The sequence below is a fragment of the Methyloglobulus morosus KoM1 genome (assembly GCF_000496735.2).
GTDB lineage: Bacteria > Pseudomonadota > Gammaproteobacteria > Methylococcales > Methylomonadaceae > Methyloglobulus > Methyloglobulus morosus.
Window position 1 is genome coordinate 13223 of sequence record NZ_AYLO01000085.1, and the last position, 19819, is coordinate 33041.

General features: G+C 47.7%; 19 protein-coding genes and 1 tRNA gene. 8 read left to right on the forward strand and 12 right to left on the reverse strand.

Going from position 1 to position 19819, the window contains the following annotated elements; translation table 11 throughout:
• Positions 1-30: 30 nt before the first annotated feature.
• From MGMO_RS11040 to cysM, 4 genes are all read right to left on the reverse strand, one after another.
• Complete coding sequence (locus tag MGMO_RS11040) at positions 31-2133, reverse strand: AsmA-like C-terminal region-containing protein (RefSeq protein WP_051384029.1); 2103 nt, start codon at positions 2131-2133, stop codon at positions 31-33.
• Between the two features lie 132 nt (positions 2134-2265).
• A complete protein-coding gene (locus MGMO_RS11045) occupies positions 2266-3189 on the reverse strand; it encodes a restriction endonuclease (protein WP_023495135.1) in 924 nt (307 codons plus the stop codon).
• Positions 3190-3278: 89 nt separating this feature from the next.
• A complete protein-coding gene (locus MGMO_RS11050; RefSeq protein ID WP_023495136.1) occupies positions 3279-3491 on the reverse strand; it encodes a type II toxin-antitoxin system HicB family antitoxin in 213 nt (70 codons plus the stop codon).
• 224 nt (positions 3492-3715) lie between these two features.
• A complete protein-coding gene (gene cysM, locus MGMO_RS11055) occupies positions 3716-4606 on the reverse strand; it encodes a cysteine synthase CysM (RefSeq protein ID WP_023495137.1) in 891 nt (296 codons plus the stop codon).
• A 223-nt stretch (positions 4607-4829) separates the two neighbouring features.
• Here cysM and MGMO_RS11060 point away from each other — a divergent pair, with 223 nt between their 5' ends.
• Genes MGMO_RS11060 through MGMO_RS11070 form a run of 3 tightly spaced genes read left to right on the forward strand, consistent with a single transcriptional unit; the run spans position 4830 to position 7596 of the window.
• Positions 4830-5063 carry a FeoA family protein gene (locus MGMO_RS11060; protein ID WP_023495138.1) on the forward strand — a complete coding sequence of 78 codons (234 nt, stop codon included), beginning with the start codon at positions 4830-4832 and terminating at the stop codon, positions 5061-5063.
• Positions 5063-7375 (forward strand): Fe(2+) transporter permease subunit FeoB, encoded by a 2313-nt coding sequence (feoB, locus tag MGMO_RS11065; RefSeq protein ID WP_023495139.1) that lies wholly within the window; start codon positions 5063-5065, stop codon positions 7373-7375. The genes MGMO_RS11060 and feoB overlap by 1 nt, the downstream gene beginning before the upstream one ends.
• Positions 7372-7596 carry a FeoC-like transcriptional regulator gene (locus MGMO_RS11070; RefSeq protein WP_023495140.1) on the forward strand — a complete coding sequence of 75 codons (225 nt, stop codon included), beginning with the start codon at positions 7372-7374 and terminating at the stop codon, positions 7594-7596. The genes feoB and MGMO_RS11070 overlap by 4 nt, the downstream gene beginning before the upstream one ends.
• Positions 7597-7656: 60 nt before the next feature.
• Here the strand turns inward: MGMO_RS11070 and MGMO_RS11075 are convergent, their stop codons facing one another.
• Positions 7657-8391 (reverse strand): DUF5765 domain-containing protein, encoded by a 735-nt coding sequence (locus MGMO_RS11075; RefSeq protein ID WP_023495141.1) that lies wholly within the window; start codon positions 8389-8391, stop codon positions 7657-7659.
• A gap of 249 nt (positions 8392-8640) precedes the next feature.
• Between MGMO_RS11075 and parE the strand changes: the two genes are divergently transcribed.
• From parE to rsfS, 4 genes are all read left to right on the forward strand, one after another.
• The gene (gene parE / locus MGMO_RS11080) at positions 8641-10533 is read left to right on the forward strand and encodes a DNA topoisomerase IV subunit B (RefSeq protein WP_023495142.1); all 1893 of its coding nucleotides are present in this window, start codon (positions 8641-8643) and stop codon (positions 10531-10533) included.
• Positions 10534-11003: 470 nt separating this feature from the next.
• Positions 11004-12242, forward strand: a complete 1239-nt coding sequence (locus MGMO_RS11085; RefSeq protein ID WP_023495143.1) for a glutamate-5-semialdehyde dehydrogenase — start codon at positions 11004-11006, stop codon at positions 12240-12242.
• Positions 12243-12875 carry a nicotinate-nucleotide adenylyltransferase gene (nadD, locus tag MGMO_RS11090; protein WP_023495144.1) on the forward strand — a complete coding sequence of 211 codons (633 nt, stop codon included), beginning with the start codon at positions 12243-12245 and terminating at the stop codon, positions 12873-12875. It begins immediately after the preceding gene.
• A gap of 26 nt (positions 12876-12901) precedes the next feature.
• A complete protein-coding gene (rsfS, locus tag MGMO_RS11095; protein ID WP_023495145.1) occupies positions 12902-13255 on the forward strand; it encodes a ribosome silencing factor in 354 nt (117 codons plus the stop codon).
• Between the two features lie 152 nt (positions 13256-13407).
• Here the strand turns inward: rsfS and MGMO_RS11100 are convergent.
• The 6 genes from MGMO_RS11100 to rlmE all read right to left on the reverse strand — a co-directional run bounded on the left by MGMO_RS11100 (position 13408) and on the right by rlmE (position 18990).
• Positions 13408-13492: transfer RNA gene (locus tag MGMO_RS11100), tRNA-Leu, on the reverse strand.
• Positions 13493-13506: 14 nt separating this feature from the next.
• The gene (gene secG, locus MGMO_RS21130; protein WP_023495146.1) at positions 13507-14061 is read right to left on the reverse strand and encodes a preprotein translocase subunit SecG; all 555 of its coding nucleotides are present in this window, start codon (positions 14059-14061) and stop codon (positions 13507-13509) included.
• A gap of 15 nt (positions 14062-14076) precedes the next feature.
• On the reverse strand, positions 14077-14823 hold the full coding sequence (gene tpiA / locus MGMO_RS11110; protein WP_023495147.1) for a triose-phosphate isomerase: 747 nt from the start codon (positions 14821-14823) through the stop codon (positions 14077-14079).
• A gap of 54 nt (positions 14824-14877) precedes the next feature.
• The gene (gene glmM / locus MGMO_RS11115) at positions 14878-16233 is read right to left on the reverse strand and encodes a phosphoglucosamine mutase (protein ID WP_023495148.1); all 1356 of its coding nucleotides are present in this window, start codon (positions 16231-16233) and stop codon (positions 14878-14880) included.
• Positions 16234-16318: 85 nt separating this feature from the next.
• Entirely contained in the window at positions 16319-18235 is a 1917-nt protein-coding gene (gene ftsH, locus MGMO_RS11120; RefSeq protein ID WP_023495149.1) for an ATP-dependent zinc metalloprotease FtsH, read from the reverse strand.
• 137 nt (positions 18236-18372) lie between these two features.
• Complete coding sequence (rlmE, locus tag MGMO_RS11125; RefSeq protein WP_036307647.1) at positions 18373-18990, reverse strand: 23S rRNA (uridine(2552)-2'-O)-methyltransferase RlmE; 618 nt, start codon at positions 18988-18990, stop codon at positions 18373-18375.
• A 47-nt stretch (positions 18991-19037) separates the two neighbouring features.
• On the opposite strand from rlmE, the gene yhbY reads away from it, so the two are divergent.
• Positions 19038-19304 carry a ribosome assembly RNA-binding protein YhbY gene (gene yhbY, locus MGMO_RS11130; protein WP_023495151.1) on the forward strand — a complete coding sequence of 89 codons (267 nt, stop codon included), beginning with the start codon at positions 19038-19040 and terminating at the stop codon, positions 19302-19304.
• Between the two features lie 30 nt (positions 19305-19334).
• Here the strand turns inward: yhbY and greA are convergent, their stop codons facing one another.
• Complete coding sequence (gene greA, locus MGMO_RS11135) at positions 19335-19811, reverse strand: transcription elongation factor GreA (RefSeq protein WP_023495152.1); 477 nt, start codon at positions 19809-19811, stop codon at positions 19335-19337.
• Positions 19812-19819: the final 8 nt, after the last annotated feature.

The following is a 19819-nucleotide window of genomic DNA, read 5'->3' on the forward strand; positions in this document are numbered from 1 at the left end:
AAATCGAAGCACAAACCTAGGTTTGCACTCCTATTGCACAATAACCTTATCCGATTCCGTTACACGACCTAGCCGTTCCACCAGGACATCCCAATTGACTTGGGGATTATACCCCAGCACGTCAATTCTCGGCAGGCCGCCGCCTTTGATAAGGTAATAACCCTGTCCTGCCGCTTCCAAGCCCATCATTTGGCAAACGCCGTTATGCAGATAACAGCCCACCCCAATCTTGTCGTAACCGAAAGTCTCAAAAAATCCCAGAAAACTGCGCGACAACAAATCCGATGCACCGCCACCACCGATACTGGCGATATTCTTGACCGCTTTTTGGCTGATGCGATGCCTGGAGCCATCGTTATCCGGCGTTCCTAACCAAGCAAAAAACGTAACCGGATGCCAATTCTCCAAGACTAACTTGTTGATAAAACCAGTGAGCCTTCCGGTAATATTGCCGAATTCAAATTTTCGGGTGAGTTGGTCCAAATCCAGGTTTTCAACTTCGACATCGCTAAATACTTTAGGGAAATCGGTGAATAAGCCGGTCGCAGCAAGCTGATTGACTTTTATTTTGCCGTCAAAAACACGTATCAACAGTTCCCCGTCTAGGCGCAAGATTTTGTCGTTGTAATCGATACCAGGAATCCGCCCGCTGATATTCCCCAATAAGGGTGTCCAGCCCAAAGTTTTCGATAATGCCTCTAATGACACGTTATCCACTGAACCCGCAAAAGAAACATCGGGTTCATCCTGTTTCTTGCCTTGCCAACTGAACTTGTCGATGGCAATCGAACCGCCCAATAACGGCAGCTTGACTTTCTCAGCCAGGCTGAAATGATTGCCTTGGCTAGTGAACCGCAACTTGGCAGAATCCAAAGGCAAGCCCTTAATCGTCAGCCATTGCCATGCAAGGTCGGATTGCTTAACCTGTATTGGATCGTCCGACCAATTAATCGCCCCCGTCCCTTCCTTGATCGCCAAGCGCCCCGCTTCATCTTTAACTTGCAATCGGCTGAAGTTTATGGAGGTATCGGTTAATGCTTGCTTAATGAATGAGAAATTTGCCTGGAGATTACCCGCCACTGTAACACCCGTAAAGGGAGATTCGGTAAAAAAAGGGTTGATATAGGTGTTCAACAAGCCTTGCAATGTTTCACTTTGTAACGTGACATTGGCCTTATCCACCTTGATGCCATTGCGATAATAAGCCGCACCGTTTCCTGTTAAAATGCCGACACCTGGATGTTTATAGGCAAATAATTGGACATCCGCCTGCTTGGTAAGATTGTTCCAATTGCCTTTGGCATTCAAGGTTATCGGCTGCGCTCCAACTTCCAGGTAAACCGGATCGACATAGAGAGCACCACCCAACATCTTGGATTCGCTTCGCCAGTCCCAGTCATCATCCTTGGTCTTTTTGCCATCGAACTGCATCAACAAATTTAGTTTTTCCGTGGCGACCTTGCCATCCTCAGCCTGATCCGTTAATCCCTCAACTTCGGCAAGAATACTGAACGCTTGCATTATGTTGCGCTTACCCGAAACCGTCCCGGTTAGGTTCAACTTGCCGTGTTTCTTGTTGGCCGGTTCTAGTTTGACTGATTTCGGTTTAGGCGCATTGGCCTGAAACAGCTTATCGACAAGGCGATTGTCGATATGTTTTGCGCTGAATTGACATTGCCAGTTCTCTGCATCGGTTTCTACATAAAGCGATAGTCGGCTACCCGCCAACCGGGCATCTTCCAATTTAAGCCTGTTAAGTTTCGGGCCAAGACGAAAAGAAAAATTCGTCGCGGGCGATTGCCAATAAACGGAACGGACGGATGCCCTGCCCTGCTTACAATCTACTTCATCGTGATTCCAGGTAAAATCATTACAATAAATGTTTGCAAGCGTGAAGTCATTGAACGGTTTAGGAAGCGTGAGTTTTGTCGCAGACAAAAGGAATTGCGGCTTTTTTTGATTGAGGCCAATAACCGCAACGTTAACGCCTTCCAGTTTCCAGCCTTCGCCCGCTATTGCGCCTACATCGAGTACGCCCGTATCAACCGCCGCAATGGGCATGGCTATCAGGCAAAGTGCGATGAATAAGCTGTGTTTGATGATATTACGGCAAATAACCTGTGCTTCTTTCAAAATCAGGTCGCTTTTTTTGTGGAGTTTATTATAGCGTTGATTATATGATGGAATTGCAGGATGTGCCGAGGAACGAGGCGCATCACTCGCGACTGATGCATTTCACTTTGTGAAGCACATCCTACGGCGCTTTCACCTTACTCTTTTAATTTCTAATCTTCCGGAATCTATGACAGTTGGCACGGAAACAGAAATTAGCCTTAAGTTAGACATATTTGGTATATCCTCGTACTTTTTATATTCAGTAAGATATGTGTGCATGTTTGGGATGTCCTCCGTTTTTATAAACAACTCCGCTTCATTCAACTCAATATTGTGAAGGGCTGCTATATTAGGAAGATCAGACAAATATCCAAAAAAATGACGAATTGTAAACTTAATTTTTAATGAAAAATCAAATCCGGTGATTGGTTCTCCGTCATCGTATTTCAAGGCTCGATTCGTGTATGGGGTTTCAATTGACAATGGTTTCCACTCATTCTCTGATGAAACCAAGGGAATCTGGATTTTTCCAGCTAACAATTCATCACGATAAACATCGGGCAAATAAACCCCGTTGATTGTATAAGCGTCTTTCAGTCCATTAAATACCAAACTTCCTGTTTTTTTTGTTTCAATACTAAATGAAGTATAAGAAAGCGAGGTTTCTACAGATGTTAATGCAACTGGTATTTGAATATCTATTGTGCTTAGAACTTCATTTACATTTGATGCAATGCATAGTGTAATCCCGACACGTTTGGCCTTAAATTTAGCGTCTTTAGAAAATCCTTTACGTGAAATGAGCACCCCTTTCGCTTTAAAATCCATCAGCTTAGAATGAAACCCATCAACATGCTTAATACCCAAACGATCTGCAAAATCCCGACATTCAATAAAAGTCAATAATTCCTTATGCTCGACTTCGTAACAAAGCAGAACATCAATCTGTCGCATCCCATCGGGGCCGGGTAATTTCACATCTAACTCAACTGATTTAAAGCGCTTGTCCTTATTGAGTGCTTGGTGAAGCTCGTACACGAAAGCTTCATAATGTTTACCAGTGTTTTTTGTCAATTTTTATCTCTCCCACGTTCTACATGAGAATGATGATACCAAATGCTTGATTTGCGTGTACTTGCTGTTCCTACCCACAGGCAACACCTCTACGCCGCCACATCCACAAACATACTTTTTGACACAGGTTGAGGAATCGGTCGGCCTTCGCTTTGTAAATCTTCCAGGTGGAATTGGATAGCTTCTTGAATCAACGCCCTGACTTCTTGCTCGGTTTCACCAACTGCAATACAGCCCGGTAAGTCAGGTACGAAAACCCCGTAACTCGATTCGCCTTTTTCAATGATAACCATATACCGCATAATCACTCCTTCAAGCCAGCTTGTTTCAAGATATGGTTTAACGTACCACGCGCTACGTCAAGGCTGGGTTCACCGTCACCGTCACCGTCACCGTCACTGTACCCGATTTTGTGGCATGATGAAATTGACGGGGCTACCTCGCTGGCGCACTAAAAACCAACCATCTTGTTCTAAAATACCCAACAATCATGCGAACAATTTTACGCCTTTTGTTCTATAAAAAACTAACTCGGAAACACACCCGTAGACAAATACCGATCACCGCGATCACAAACAATCACCACAATCACCGCATCGGTCAATTCTTGCGACAAGCGCAATGCAGCGTAGACCGCCCCACCGGATGAAACACCCGCAAAGATGCCTTCCCTTGCCGCCAGTTCCCGCGTGGTCTGTTCGGCGGAAAGCTGATCGACTTCGATAATGCGATCTACCCGCTCGGCTTGGTAAATCTTCGGCAGGTATTCCTGCGGCCAGCGCCGGATGCCGGGGATTTTGGATTCGCCTTCCGGCTGTACGCCGATGATCTGGATATTGGGATTTTGCTCTTTGAGGAATTTTGACGTGCCCATGATCGTCCCGGTCGTCCCCATGGAACTGACGAAATGGGTAATTTCACCGTGGGTATCGCGCCAGATTTCGGGCCCCGTGCCTTCGTAATGGGCACGGGGGTTATCGGGATTGGCGAATTGGTCGAGTATCCGGCCTTCGCCATTGGCTTCCATTTCCCTCGCCAAGTCAATCGCGCCTTCCATGCTGCCTGCTGCGGGTGTCAGGATGATTTCAGCGCCAAATGCTTTCATGGAAGCGATCCGCTCGGAACTCATATTGTCCGGCATAATCAAGATCATCCTGTAACCTTTAATCGCCGCCGCCATCGCCAAAGCAATACCCGTATTGCCGCTGGTCGCTTCAATTAAGCGATCGCCCGGTTTGATCTCGCCCCTTTCTTCGGCATGTTTAATCATGCTTAAGGCTGGGCGGTCTTTGACCGATCCGGCAGGATTGTTGCCTTCGAGTTTGGCAAGAATGGTATTGCTGGACTTTTCAGGCAAACGCTGCAATCGGACTAAAGGGGTATTGCCAACAAAAGATTCAATGGTGGGATAGGACATGGCAGAGGGATTAAAACCAAAACAGCTTTGATTATCCCATAAAATATTGTCGCGAATGTCAGGATTATTTTGAGTTTGAAAATTCCAATCCGCCGACTGAATATTTAATTTTAAGCAGATTTGCTTAGAACTGTAGATGTGTTATAGTTGATATTAATGAGAATGATTATTGATTCCTGTCAATGAATCTAATAATTGTTTTGGTAATTGTCGGATGGGCACTATGGCTACGGGATTAAAGAATTTGGTGATTGGCGATTTGGCCAAAATTGTTGGCTTTGAACCAACAGGGAAACCTTATCGCAAGAAATTACTCGCAATGGGGCTGACTCCCGGCACAGAGTTCAGCGTTACCCGCTTTGCGCCGATGGGCGATCCGGTCGAAATTAAATTACGGGGATTTGCCCTCACACTGCGTAAGGATGAAGCCTCGGTCTTGCAAATCGAGAAACTCTGATGTCACACCTCATTACGGTGGGGGTGGTCGGTAATCCAAACTGCGGAAAATCTACGCTGTTCAACGCGCTCACCGGAGCTAGCCAACAAGTCGGCAACTGGCCGGGCGTTACCGTCGAAAAAAAGACGGGCGAATACCGTTTTAATGACCAACTGATCCAGGTTGTGGACCTGCCCGGGACTTACTCGCTGGAATCATCTGACGACCAAGTATCGTTGGACGAAAAAGTTGCCCGGGATTTTGTCGCTTCCGGCCAAGCCGACCTTATCGTCAATATCGTCGATGCCTCCAATATAGAGCGCAACCTTTACCTGACTTCCCAACTTCTTGAAATGAAAGTGCCGATGATTTTGGCACTCAACATGATGGACATCGTCAAGCAACGCGGGATCAAGATAGACGTCGAATTCATTTCCCAAGCGTTGGGTTGCCCGGTTGTTGCCATTTCAGCGGCAAGCAAAAATGGCATCGCAGGTTTAAAAGAAACGATCAATCAAGCGGCCCGCAACAAACCGATACCGACTGCCAAAATTCACTATTCAGATGCATTAGAACAAGCGATAAACGAACTTTCGACGGCATTAAGGCTAGCATCCAACCATTATTCCTGCGATTTGCGTTGGCTGGCCATTCGCTTATTGGAAGGCGATACGTTGGCAAAGCAAATAGCCGATCTTGCTATTTTAACTTTGGTTTCAGGATTACAGGCTAGGGTTGAAGCCGAAACCAATGACGAAATCGACATATTGGCAGCCGATGCGCGTTATGGCTTTGTCAACCAACTCACCCAATCAGCGGTCTGCCGATTAACGGACGTAGGAAGACGCACCACAGACAGGATTGACCGTATCGTTTTGAACCGTTTTTTGGGCATCCCCGTGTTCTTGCTGGTCATGTACGCGATGTTCATGTTCACCATCAACATGGGCAGTGCCTTTATTGATTTTTTCGACCAGGCCGTAGGTGCGTTATTAGTGGATGGCCTGGGCGGGCAACTTGCCAACCTAAATTTACCGCCTTGGTTGATAGTTTTGATTGCCAACGGCGCAGGCGGTGGGGTGCAGGTGGTGGCTACGTTCATTCCCATCGTCGGCTTCCTGTTCCTGTTCCTGTCCGCACTGGAGGACTCTGGTTACATGGCAAGGGCGGCATTTGTGATGGATCGGTTCATGCGAATGATCGGCTTGCCCGGCAAATCATTCGTGCCCATGATCGTCGGCTTTGGTTGTAACGTCCCCGCCATCATGGCTACCCGCACGCTTGAAAGTCCGCGTGACAGGATATTGACTAACCTGATGAACCCATTCATGTCCTGCGGCGCACGATTGCCCGTGTATGCCTTGTTTGCCGCCGCGTTTTTTCCGGTGGGTGGGCAAAATATGGTGTTTGGCTTATACATCCTGGGGATTGCGGTCGCCGTCCTGACTGGCTTGATTATGCGCCATACCTTGTTCAAGGGCGAGTCGATGCCGTTTATCATGGAGCTTCCCACGTATCATTTGCCGACCGTACGGGGCGTATTGACAAGGACCTGGGATCGGCTGCGATCCTTCCTGTTCAATGCAGGCAAAGTGATCGTACCCATGGTATTGGTGTTGAATTTCCTGAATGCCTTGGGCACCGACGGCACATTGGGCCATGAAAACAGCAATAAGTCGGTATTGAGCGCCATCGGGAAAAGCCTTACGCCATTATTTGAGCCAATGGGCATAAGCAATGATAACTGGCCTGCCACTGTGGGTATTTTCACTGGCGTGATGGCTAAAGAAGCCGTCGTCGGCACGCTAGATTCCTTATATGGCCAGATGGCGGCAATCGATGGCGAATCGTCAGAAAAACCGCCTTTTACACTGAGCGTAGCTTTGCTTGATGCCTGTAAGACCATCCCGGAAAACTTTAAAAAACTTGCTAACAACATATTGGACCCATTAGGGTTAAATTTAGATAACGTGGATAACATAAAGGAAGTCCAAACCGCCACCTATGCGGCCATGCAAAATAGCTTTGACGGTAAAATGGGTGCATTCGCCTACCTGTTGTTCATCTTGCTGTATGCTCCTTGTGTGACGGCTACGGCAGCCATTTTCAGGGAAACCAACCTTAATTGGACCGTGTTTGTCGTGTTGTGGACGACCGGAATAGCCTATATAACTGCAGTGGTTTTTTACCAAGTGATGACCTACAGCCAGCATCCCGACTATTCCCTGGGTTGGATAACGGGCCTGATGTCGGCATTTGGTTTAGTCCTGTTCAGTCTTTGGCTGCTCGGAAAGAATACACGCACAGGCGAAATACAAGGAGCGCTGCAATGATCCTGTCTGATTTACGTAATTACCTGAAAGAACAACAGCGTGTGGCCTTAAAGGACATGGAAATGCGTTTTGACATTGATGCCGATGCCTTACGCGGCATGCTAGGGAAATGGATCAATAAAGGCTATGTCAGGAAGCTGCCTTCAGGCACTTCGTGCAATTCCGGCTGTTGTCAATGCGACCCTGCGCTAACTGAGCTTTACGAATGGGTGGAGAGATAGGGAGGGACGGCTCCAATTCTCTCTGCCCAGGAGTAATATCTGCCGAAAAGATAACCTTTTTTATTTGCCAACAACGGAAAAGCTGGGTTCGCCCGATTCTTCCTGCGCCACAAAATAACTCTTGAAATAAGGCATGAAACTGCCGGTGATGATAATCGAAAAGAAGCAATAAATCGCGGCGGCTTCCCCAGTCGTCACGCCGAATAGCCATTGCGGCATGAATAAGGTCAACAGCGCCATCACGCAGTGGTAGCTTGCCATCTTAGTGTTATTTTTCCACAAGAACCCGCTCAAGGCCAAGCCGAACAGCGAACCGTGTGTAACCAACAAGCCGAAGGCACTGACGATATGGTAGCCGATGTGGTATTTGCCCATGTACAGGCAAGACACTAAAAAATCGCCGATGAAGTTGGGCGCAATGCCTAAAGGTTGCCACGTTTTCGGCAGGAAGGTGGCAATAATAAAGAATGAACTGAGCGACGAGCCGATAAAAAACGCCTTCTTCAACGCCGTCTTATCGGTGGAATAAGTCGCCAATGCAGGCATAATGGCAAAGGCTTGTAGGCTGATATGGAAGCGGGACATTTCGCTAAGCAACATATTCGTCCCGTACCCGCACTGGTCGGCGACCGGATAGGCGAAATACTGGATCAATTCCATCAATGCGAAGTGGAAAATCGCATACGAACGCGCCGCCCGAACCCAAAATGTTTCTTCTTTATCTAAAAAAGTGACGCTGGCGGCGGCAAAACCCGCGATACCCATACCGAGTGACATACTTGCGCTAAAACACATAGAAAATCCGTCTTTTTAACCATTAGAAATACAAAATATCGTGAGGTTACGTTAGCTAACTCGATAAAGTTATTAGCTTGAGTTAACTTGCTTCCACACATGACTTCAAATTTTAACAATAAAAAGTCTCTTTTATCAGTTTTTTTGACAGGCTTAAGTAGCTTTGTTACAAATCATAACCTGGAGCGGTGTTAAGATGCTCCAAATTTTGAACCCATCGACAAATTGTAAATAAGGCAATCAAAACGGATGAGCAACGACTATAACGCAGCGGCAATTGAGGTATTGACAGGGCTAGAACCGGTCCGTAAACGCCCCGGCATGTACACAGACACGACGCGGCCTAACCATCTGGTGCAGGAAGTTGTCGATAATAGCGTCGATGAAGCCATCGCAGGGCATGCCGATACGATTGATGTGAGCATCTACAAAGATGGCTCGATTCGGGTGAGCGATAATGGCAGGGGGATGCCTGTCGACAAACACCCAGAACAGGGCATACCAGGCGTGGAAGTCATTATGACCCAGCTTCACGCCGGCGGAAAATTCTCCAATAAGAATTATCAGTTTTCCGGTGGCTTGCATGGTGTGGGTATCTCGGTCGTCAATGCCTTGTCCGCCAAACTGGAAGTCGAAGTCAAGCGCAATGGCAAAATCTACCAGATGGCGTTTGCCGACGGCGAAAAAAAGACAGAATTACGTGAAACGGGTACGGTTGGACGTAATAACACAGGTACCACCGTCACGTTCTGGCCGAATGAGAAATACTTCGATTCCAATAAGATCTCAGTCCTGAAATTGAAGCACGTACTTCGTGCTAAGGCGGTATTGTGTCCGGGCTTAAAGATCAGCCTGAAAGTTGAGCAGACCGATGAAGATTATTTTTGGTGCTATGAAGATGGTTTAAAAGAATACTTGCTGGATCGTGTCGGCGACATCGAGTTTTATCCTGACCAACCCTTTATGGGCAATATGGCGGGAAACCATGAGGCTGTCGAGTGGGGTATTCTCTGGGCGACTGAAAACCCGCCTGAAATGCTCAACGAAAGCTATGTCAACCTGGTGCCTACCGTGCAAGGCGGGACGCACGTTAACGGCTTGCGTGCGGGTTTGACCGAAGCCATGCGCGAGTTTTGCGAAATCCGAAACCTGTTGCCGCGCGGCGTAAAAGTCGCACCTGAAGACGTGTGGGAAAACTGCCATTTCGTCTTGTCGGTTAAGCTGGAAGACCCCCAATTTTCCGGTCAAACCAAAGAACGTTTGAGCTCGCGCGAATGTGTCGCCTTCGTGTCCGGCGTAGCCAAGGACGGTTTCAGCTTGTGGCTGAACCAGCACCCGTTGGAAGGCGAGAAGATCGCCGAAATCATCATCAACAGCGCCCAGAAACGACTGCGCGCCAATAAGGCTATCATCCGTAAGCGGATAACCGCAGGCCCTGCATTACCTGGAAAACTGGCTGACTGTACGGCACAGGATATTGCAAGGACTGAATTGTTCCTGGTGGAAGGGGATTCCGCAGGCGGTTCCGCCAAGCAAGCACGGGAACGCGACTTCCAAGCAATCATGCCGCTGCGTGGCAAGATATTGAACACTTGGGAAGTGGAATCAAACCAAGTCATGGCTTCGCAGGAAGTCCACGATATTGCGGTTGCCTTAGGAATTGAGCCCGGCTCCAATGACCTGAAAAACCTGCGTTATGGTAAGGTTTGTATCCTTGCCGATGCCGATTCTGACGGCAGCCATATTGCCACCCTCATCTGCGCCCTGTTTTACCAACACTTCAATGCGTTGGTTGCCGCTGGTCATGTCTATGTCGCGATGCCACCACTCTATCGCATAGATGTAGGTAAGCGTGTGTTTTATGCGCTGGATGAAGCCGAACGCCAAGGAGTCGTCGACCGCATTAAGGCGGAAAAAATAAAGGGCGCGATTTCCGTGCAACGCTTCAAAGGCTTAGGTGAGATGAATCCTTCCCAATTGCGGGAAACAACCATGAATCCAGATACCCGTCGGCTGGTACAATTGACAATAGAGCACGCTGACGATACCCGTGGACAACTGGATTTACTGCTGGCTAAAAAACGTGCACCGGATCGGAAAACATGGCTAGAAGCCAAAGGAAATTTGGCCGATGTTGTTTAGGCTTTGTTTAGGGTGCTCTACGTAGTGCCGAGGAAGCAATGACCTATAACTCATAGTAAATAATGCTTTTATGATGTCGCTATTTTTTATCTTTTTCTTGATTTTCAAGTGCAAAAGCATCGACTGAAAGAATCAGTGCGAACAGGTAAGTAGCCATTATTTTCATATATACCCCCCGAGGAACCCGATAAAACATTAATATAATATTGATACACTATTATTTTGCTCCTTTATCGACTAAAAAACAACTGCTTTTTATGCCCATGCCGAGCAGAACTTTGGAATGGCTCCGTTAAACCGCTATTTAATAGCGAATACCTGCAAAAGTGGCTTGGATGGTGATCATAGTTTGTAGGCTGGATTTCGTCCCGCAACAACCTATTTCGATTTCTGTTATAAAATCGGTTTAGCCGATATAATGACCGAGAAGTTATTGGACGAATCAAAAAGCAGTGAATATTAAAGAGTACATGAACAACCTTGGCCTAAAAGCCAAAAAAGCCGGACGGGAAATCAGCCGTACCGAATCCGGCAAGAAAAACTCGGCATTATTGAAGATTGCCGAGGTGATCGAGCTAAGCGTGGATAAGCTGATTGCCGAAAACGCAAAAGACTTGCAAGCCGGTAAAGCCAATGGCCTTGATGCAGCAATGTTGGATCGCTTAGCGCTCACGCCGAAAAATATACTTTCGATGACGGAAGGCTTGAAACAAGTTGCAGCCTTGCCCGATCCGGTCGGAGAAATCACTGATTTAAGCTACCGCCCGTCTGGTATACAAGTTGGACAAATGCGTGTGCCGTTGGGCGTTATCGGCATAATATATGAATCACGTCCGAATGTTACCGTCGATGCTGCTGCCTTATGCCTTAAATCCGGCAATGCCTGCATTTTACGTGGCGGTTCTGAATCCATCCATTCCAATCAGGCAATTGCTGCATGTATTGCTAAAGGCTTGTCGGAAGCTGGTTTGCCTACAGAATCGGTGCAAATTGTTGCCACTACTGATCGCTCTGCGGTCGGCGAATTGATTACGATGAGCCAATATGTCGATGTGATTGTCCCTAGGGGCGGCAAGAGCTTGATTGAACGCATTTCTAAGGATGCGACGATTCCCGTCATTAAGCACTTGGACGGCATTTGTCATGTGTACATCGACGACAAGGCTGATATTGCTAAGGCTATCACTATTGCAGTTAACGCCAAGACCCATCGTTACGGCGTTTGCAACGCAATGGAGACTTTACTGGTAGCAGAAAGCATTGCCGAAAAGGTGTTGCCTGCACTGGCTGAACAATATCTTGAGAAAGGGGTCGAACTGCGTGGCTGCCCAAAGACGTGCGCCTTAATTCCAGGTTGTTCGACAGCAACCGAAGAAGATTGGCTTACCGAATACTTGGCGCCCATCCTGTCGATAAAAATAGTCGATGGCTTGAATGAGGCTATCGAACATATTAACCATTACGGATCCCTCCATACCGATGCGATTGTGACCGAAGACTACAGTAAGGCCAGACGTTTTTTGCGGGAAGTTGATTCCAGTTCAGTCATGGTCAATGCTTCCACCCGTTTTGCCGACGGCTTTGAATACGGGTTAGGTGCCGAAATCGGCATCAGCACGGACAAGCTCCACGCCCGTGGCCCAGTCGGATTAAAAGGACTGACTTCGCTCAAGTATATCGTCCTGGGTGACGGCCACATCCGACACTAGATGATCGGCATTTTCGGCGGCACATTCGATCCGGTACATTATGGCCATCTTAGGTCGGCCATTGAAGTCAAAGAAATCTTCGGACTTGACGAAGTTAGGTTGATTCCAAGCGCCCAACCGCCTCATAGAACCTCTCCCCTTGCCTCAGCCGCTATGCGGCTCGACATGCTGCGCTTGGCTACTGAAAATCAACCCAGCCTCTTTATTGACACGAGAGAACTGGATCGACAAGGCGCTTCTTTTATGGTTCATACTTTGTTATCATTGAAGCATGACTTTCCGCAACAACCTCTACTATTGATTATCGGCAGCGATGCATTCAATGGCCTGACGGGCTGGCATCAATGGCAGCAGCTATTTGATTATGCCCATATCATCGTATTGACGCGCCCCGGATTTATCGTACAGCGGCTTGATATTTTTTTTGCCTCCCGACACACGATTAACAAACAAGAACTGTCAGAACAGTCGGCAGGTAAGCTGTACTTCCAACCCGTAACGCAACTCGAAATCTCCGCAACAAAAATCAGGACGATGATTGCCGATAACCGCAATCCGGCCTATTTATTGCCCGATGCCGTGCTAACTTACATCAGGCAACATCAGTTATATCAAGCGCAAACCGTTACTTAATAAATCATCAGTCGCCAGGAGCCTGAATGCAATCCGACACATTATTGAAAATTGTTTTAGCTGAATTAGACGAACGCAAAGGACTACAGATTACCACCTTAGACCTGCGGGAAAAAACCAGCTTCACCGACTACATGGTACTGGTTACGGGTACTTCTAACCGACACTTGATGTCCATGTGCGAGCATGTGGCTACAAAAGTTGAGGAAAATGGCGTAATGCCTTTAGGTTTAGAAGGCGGTTCTAGCGATGACTGGGTGCTACTGGATGTCGGCGATGTCATCGTGCAAGCCATGACTGCCCAAGCGCGAGACTTTTACCAACTGGAAAAATTATGGTCAGTAGACAAACCCAAGGAAATGGAAAAACAGGCAGGTTGAACGGATAAATAAAATATTCCAGATTGTTTATCCTAAATCATCTGTCTAATTAATGCGGTGTCACAATCCTGTTGCACTGTTACAAGTGCATCGCTCCCAAGCCCGTCCCTGTCCGTTTTTTGCGTAACTATTTGTGTTTATAGCCAAAAATATGGTACCGATGGCCGGATTTGAACCGGCACGACTTGCGTCACCACCCCCTCAAGATGGCGTGTCTACCAATTTCACCACATCGGCGTATTCAATATCCGTTATTTCTTTTTTGCGGCTTTTTTGGGCGGTTCTTCCGTTTTTAGCTCTGATTCCTGCTCTTCAACCACTTTTGTGTCTTCTGCCTTGGCTGCTGTTTTTTGCTCCATAGCTGGGCTAGGTACAACAACGGGTACGGGTTGTTTTGCACTAACGGGCGGCACTGCAACAGGCGGTGGTGGTATTGTGCCCCCTTCATTACTTTGCGGTACTGGGGCAGCAGGCAAGCTTTCCTTAATATTTGCGCCATCCACATTCGGTAAACCCGAATCTGGCACTTCTTTTTCAACTGCGGGAGTCCCTATAAAATCGACCGCTGCGCCGGTTTTATTGCCGTTGATCCAAGCTAACCCAAGGCTCGTGCTAAAAAACAAGGCCGCCAAGATTGCCGTGGTACGGGAAAGGAACGAGGCCGCACCTTGGGCACCGAACACTGAACCTGATGCGCCACCGCCAAAGGTTGCACCCGCATCGGCACCTTTGCCTTGCTGCATTAAAATCAAACCGATGATGCTTAAGCCCAGCAGTATGTGAATTACGATAATTACCTGATACATAAATATTTTACGGTTTTATACCGAATGATAAATCTTTAAAAAGGACTCCGCATCCAGAGAAGCCCCACCAATTAAGCCGCCATCAATATCCGGCATGGCAAACAAACCTTTTGCATTGTCAGGTTTGGCACTGCCGCCGTATAAAATCTGTATTTTTTCCGCCACGGCCTGATCTTTGGCAGCCAGATAATTCCTGATGAACAAGTGCGCTTCTTGTGCTTGATCATCTGTTGCCGTCAATCCCGTACCGATTGCCCAGACTGGCTCATAAGCGATCACGGCATTGTTGAATGCCGCTATACCGGCCAAATTAACCACTGCATCTAGCTGGGTGGTGATGACATCAAAGGTTTGCTCTAGCTTGCGTTGCTCAAGGGTTTCACCGATACACAAGACCGGGATAATGCCCTGTTCTTGAGCCTGGCTGAAACGGGCAGCTACGGATTGATCGGTATCGCCATAGTAAGTGCGCCGTTCGGAATGGCCTACGAGCGCGTACTTGCAACCGAATTCCATTAGCATGGCGGCAGAAATTTCGCCAGTAAATGCACCTGACGGCTTATCCGCTACATTCTGTGCGCCTAATGCCAAACGGCTATTTTGGACGACGTTACCGATGTCGGGCAGAAATACGTACGGGACACAGATGGCGATATCGGCAACATCCTCACCCAAACCGGCAATAATGCCTTTTGCCAACGACTCCGCACTGCTACGCGTCCCGTTCATTTTCCAATTTCCCATCACCAGTGAGCGACGCATCGTCCTACCCCAAATTAATCAAACCGCTTATGATAAAGCGTAATGGTCACCAATTCAAGCATCCATTGTGCCCATAGATTGTGCCTTGTTGACTTCATCCGCTATCTGATTAGCGTAAGCAGTCACTTTGTCTTCATCCTGCCCTTCGACCATTACTCGGATCAGGGGTTCTGTACCGGATGCCCTTAACAACACACGTCCTGTATTACCCAGCTTTTTTTCGACATTTTTAACAACCTTTTGGATCGCCTCATTACTGTCAAGATCCAGGGGGGCTTTCGTTTTAATATTTAGCAAAACTTGTGGGAATTTAGTCATTCCGGACTTAAGTTCGTGCAAATTTTTCCCGGTATGTTGCATTTCTGCCATGACTTGCAACGCGGCAATAATGCCGTCGCCTGTCGTTGTCTTGTCCAAGCAGATGATATGACCGGAATTTTCACCGCCTAAAATGCCCTTGTTTTCGACCAGCAATTCCATGACATAGCGATCCCCGACTTTTGCCCTGAGCAGGTTGATGCCCAATTGCTTTAAGGCAATCTCCATACCTAGATTGGTCATGAGCGTACCAATGACGGGCCCGGTAAGCTCATTGGCTTCCAGCTTGGATTTGGCAATGATGTAGATTAACTCATCACCATCAACGATTTCGCCCTTATGGTCGACCATAATCAAACGGTCGCCATCACCATCCAAGGCAATGCCAAGGTCTGCCCGATAAGCCAGGACGGTTTCCGCCAGTTTTTGCGGCTTGGTCGCGCCGCATTCGTCGTTAATGTTGAGCCCATTCGGTTCGACGCCAATGGAAACGACTTCTGCACCGATTTCGCTGAATACATGCGGGGCAATATGATAGGTCGCACCGTGGGCGCAATCGACCACGATCCGTAAACCATCGAAATCCAAGCGGGTTGGCACACTGGCTTTGCAAAACTCAATATAACGCCCTGCGGCATCCACTACCCGCTTGGCCCTGCCCAAGCCGGAAGATTCAACTGTCGTCATGGGTGAATCAATATAGCGTTCGATTTCTTCTTCTATTTCATCCGGCAACTTAGTTCCATGCACCGAGAAGAATTTTACGCCATTATCATAATAAGGATTGTGGGAGGCGCTGATGACAATACCCGCATGGGCCCTTAACGTGCGCGTCAGGTAGGCGATGCCAGGCGTAGGCATGGGGCCCAGCAAGTGCGTGTCGACTCCAGCGGCGGTCAAACCGGCTTCGAGCGCGGATTCAAACATATAGCCTGAAATGCGGGTGTCTTTACCAACCAGGACAATATCGTGATTTTCATTGGCAAAAACCTTACCGGCTGCCCAGCCCAACTTTAACAAAAAATCGGCTGTGATGGGGTGCTCGCCAACCTTGCCTCTGATTCCATCAGTACCAAAATACTTTTTTGCCATATTATTTCAATCTATTAATCCTTACTGTAAAGATAAACAAAAAAGGAGAGATACCCTCTCTCCTTTTTTGCGGTGGCCTTAACCCTTAGTTCTGTTCTGCGGCATCGCCTATGGGTTTTTCAGTTTTGATTTCCGGCTTTTTTTCGTTGATTTCAACACCGCCTCGTGGCGGCAAATCATCCCAACCTTCGGGTGCCTTGACTGGCTTACGCGCCATCAAATCATCGATTTGGTACTTGTCGATCGTTTCATATTTCATCAAGGCCGCTGCCATAGTATGCAATATATCCATGTTTTCTTTCAGAATTTTTACGGATCGCTCGTAATTTCGATCAATAATATTACGTATCTCTTCGTCTATCGTGTGGGAAGTCTCATCCGCAACGCTTTTATGTTGGGTTACGGAGCGACCCAAGAAAACCTCCCCTTCTTCCTCGCTATAAGCCAATGGCCCCAAGCGTTGCGATAAGCCCCATTTAGTGACCATATTCCTTGCCAGTTCAGTCGCACGTTCTATGTCATTTGACGCGCCGGTACTGACCTGTTCCCAACCGAAAATCAATTCTTCTGCGATCCGTCCACCATAAAGGCTCGAAATCATGCTGTCCAATTTTTGCTTGCTGGCGCTGTAATGGTCGCGTTCGGGCAAAAACATGGTAACTCCCAAAGCGCGCCCCCTGGGCATAATACTGACTTTGTAGACGGGGTCATGCTCCGGGACAATTCGACCAACGATGGCATGGCCCGCCTCGTGATAAGCGGTCATCCTTTTTTCTTTTTCGTCCATGACCATAGAGTGCCGTTCCGCACCCATGATGAGTTTGTCCTTGGCTTTTTCCAAATCAACCATGCTGACCAAACGCTTGTTCATCCTGGCGGCGAACAAAGCCGCTTCGTTAATCAAATTTGCCAAATCAGCCCCCGAAAAACCTGGCGTACCCTGGGCGATATACTTGACTTCAACATCGCTCGCCGCAGGCACTTTCTTCATGTGGACATTCAGGATTTGTTCCCTGCCCTTGACATCGGGCAACCCCACAGTCACCTGACGGTCAAAACGGCCAGGGCGCAATAGGGCTTTGTCCAACACGTCGGGTCGATTGGTTGCCGCAATCACAATGATGCCTTCATTGCCTTCAAAACCGTCCATTTCGACCAGCAATTGGTTCAGGGTTTGCTCGCGCTCATCATTGCCACCGCCCAAACCCGCACCGCGTTGACGGCCTACCGCGTCAATTTCATCGATAAAGATAATGCATGGCGCATGTTTTTTAGCTTGCTCGAACATGTCCCTGACGCGTGAAGCACCAACACCGACAAACATTTCCACGAAATCAGAACCGGAAATGGTGAAAAACGGGACTTTAGCTTCCCCCGCTATCGCCCGCGCCAGTAAGGTTTTACCCGTACCTGGAGGCCCTATCATCAACGCACCGCGTGGGATTTTTCCGCCCAATTTCTGGTACTTGGCTGGATCTTTAAGAAAATCGACCATCTCGACGACTTCTTCTTTAGCCTCATCACAACCCGCGACATCAGCAAAAGTGACTTTAATCTGGTCTTGTTCCAACATCCGCGCTTTGCTCTTACCAAAGCTCATCGCGCCGCGCCCACCTGCACCGCCGCCCTGCATTTGCCGCATAAAGAAAACCCAGACCGCTATTAAAAGCAGCATAGGGCCAAAAGTCATCAGCAACTGCATAAACATTGACGTTTGCTCAGGCGGGATCGCCTTGATATCAACGCCATTCGCCAGTAAATCATCGACCATGTGGGCATCGGTAGGCGCATAAGTCTTAAATGACTGACCTCCCTGCAGCTTTCCTTTGACGATATGCTCATCAATCATTACTTGCTGCACTTGCCCCGCCTTTACCGCGTCAATAAATTGGGAATAGGAAAGTGCAGTTGAATCAGCCTTGTCGCCCTGTCCTCCAAAATTGTTAAAAACGGACATCAAGACTACGGCAATAACAACCCATAGGATTATATTTTTCATCATGTCATTCACTACACACCCCAGACCTGCACGGCTCGGTTAAAAACAGCTTCAATTATATCAGGATACGGGCATCCTGACTGTCATACATATTCACTTAACTAAAATTAAGTTTAAGTCCTTTATGGGGACGGATGGCCTTATTTAAAGCCTCTCGCCAAAATATAAACCTCATTGCTCCTTGGCCTGGATGCTTTGGGCTTCCTGACAACGACCTTATCGAAATGCTGTTGTACATCCCGATGGAACGCCTCAAATCCCTCACCCTGAAACACTTTGACCAAAAAATCACCGCCTTTCTCCAACACGTTTTTTGCCGTATCGAATGCCAATTCAGCCAAATACATGGCATTGGGCTGGTCTATGCCTTTGCTGCCGCTCATATTGGGCGCCATGTCAGACAGGACAATATCCACGGGGGCAGCACCTAGAACGCTAGTCAGTTGATCTAAAACATCGGTTTCACGAAAATCGCCCTGGATAAAAACGACCCCTTCAATCGGCTCCATAGGCAATATATCCAAAGCGATGAGTAGGCTTTTTTTGCTTAAAAGTGGGCGGACGAACTGCGACCACCCGCCGGGCGCAGCACCTAGATCAACCACATTCATACCGGGCTTGATGAACTTGTCTTTTTCCTGTATTTCCTTAAGCTTAAAAACCGCCCGGGACCGATAGCCCTGTGCTTGGGCCATTTTGACATACTCATCGTCGAAATGCTCCTGCATCCAGCGGTTGCTGCTTTTAGTTCGGCTCATGCTGTTCTTTTACGGTAAAATTATCGCTTTGAATTGGGAATAACAACATGGATGCGGCACTAAAGAAAAAACTGAAGGCACAAGCCCACGGCTTAAAGCCAGTGGTTATGGTAGGCCAGGCTGGGCTGACCGATGCGGTACTCGCTGAAACAGAAATCGCCCTGAATGCCCATGAGTTGATTAAAGTAAAAATCCGCGCCGAACGGGATGAGCGAAATCAAATTAGCGAAAAAATTTGCACAGCAACAAACGCCACCTTGATTCAAAGTATCGGCCAAATCGCGGTCATTTACCGATTAAACCCCAATAAATAATGCCTAAATCTTTCACCTTGAGCCTGTTTTTTAAATATATTCTATCGAAATAATCTCATAATCCACATTGCCGCCTGGCGCTTTAACGGTAACAATATCCTCGACCTGCTTACCGATTAACGCCCTGGCGATGGGTGAGCCTATCGAAATCCGGCTTTCTTTGATATTGGCTTCGTCTTCGCCAACAATCTGGTAAGTCACACGTTTTTCAGTCTCAACATCCTCTATTTCGACCGTCGCCCCAAACACGACCTTGCCATTGGCATCGACCTGAGTCACATCAATTATCTGCGCATTTGACAACTTACTTTCAATTTCTTTAATGCGGCCTTCGGCGAAACTTTGCTGCTCTTTGGCGGCATGGTATTCGGCATTTTCTTTTAAGTCGCCATGCGCCCTTGCCGTGGCAATGGCATTAATTATGCGCGGACGAACGACAAATTTGAGTTCTTCCAATTCTGCCCGCAATTTTTCCGCGCCTTTAACTGTCAGTGGTACTTTATTCATTAACTATC

What these genes read in the sequence shown, in the direction of transcription:
- rlmE (WP_036307647.1), bottom strand. Translation starts at nt 18,990, where the DNA reads ATGAGCCGAACTAAAAGCAGCAACCGCTGGATGCAGGAGCATTTCGAC.
- tpiA (WP_023495147.1), bottom strand. Translation starts at nt 14,823, where the DNA reads ATGCGTCGCTCACTGGTGATGGGAAATTGGAAAATGAACGGGACGCGT.
- ftsH (WP_023495149.1), bottom strand. Translation starts at nt 18,235, where the DNA reads ATGATGAAAAATATAATCCTATGGGTTGTTATTGCCGTAGTCTTGATG.
- MGMO_RS11060 (WP_023495138.1), top strand. Translation starts at nt 4,830, where the DNA reads ATGGCTACGGGATTAAAGAATTTGGTGATTGGCGATTTGGCCAAAATT.
- greA (WP_023495152.1), bottom strand. Translation starts at nt 19,811, where the DNA reads ATGAATAAAGTACCACTGACAGTTAAAGGCGCGGAAAAATTGCGGGCA.
- MGMO_RS11075 (WP_023495141.1), bottom strand. Translation starts at nt 8,391, where the DNA reads ATGTGTTTTAGCGCAAGTATGTCACTCGGTATGGGTATCGCGGGTTTT.
- parE (WP_023495142.1), top strand. Translation starts at nt 8,641, where the DNA reads ATGAGCAACGACTATAACGCAGCGGCAATTGAGGTATTGACAGGGCTA.
- MGMO_RS11085 (WP_023495143.1), top strand. Translation starts at nt 11,004, where the DNA reads ATGAACAACCTTGGCCTAAAAGCCAAAAAAGCCGGACGGGAAATCAGC.
- rsfS (WP_023495145.1), top strand. Translation starts at nt 12,902, where the DNA reads ATGCAATCCGACACATTATTGAAAATTGTTTTAGCTGAATTAGACGAA.
- cysM (WP_023495137.1), bottom strand. Translation starts at nt 4,606, where the DNA reads ATGTCCTATCCCACCATTGAATCTTTTGTTGGCAATACCCCTTTAGTC.
- feoB (WP_023495139.1), top strand. Translation starts at nt 5,063, where the DNA reads ATGTCACACCTCATTACGGTGGGGGTGGTCGGTAATCCAAACTGCGGA.
- glmM (WP_023495148.1), bottom strand. Translation starts at nt 16,233, where the DNA reads ATGGCAAAAAAGTATTTTGGTACTGATGGAATCAGAGGCAAGGTTGGC.
- nadD (WP_023495144.1), top strand. Translation starts at nt 12,243, where the DNA reads ATGATCGGCATTTTCGGCGGCACATTCGATCCGGTACATTATGGCCAT.
- MGMO_RS11050 (WP_023495136.1), bottom strand. Translation starts at nt 3,491, where the DNA reads ATGCGGTATATGGTTATCATTGAAAAAGGCGAATCGAGTTACGGGGTT.
- yhbY (WP_023495151.1), top strand. Translation starts at nt 19,038, where the DNA reads ATGGATGCGGCACTAAAGAAAAAACTGAAGGCACAAGCCCACGGCTTA.
- secG (WP_023495146.1), bottom strand. Translation starts at nt 14,061, where the DNA reads ATGTATCAGGTAATTATCGTAATTCACATACTGCTGGGCTTAAGCATC.
- MGMO_RS11070 (WP_023495140.1), top strand. Translation starts at nt 7,372, where the DNA reads ATGATCCTGTCTGATTTACGTAATTACCTGAAAGAACAACAGCGTGTG.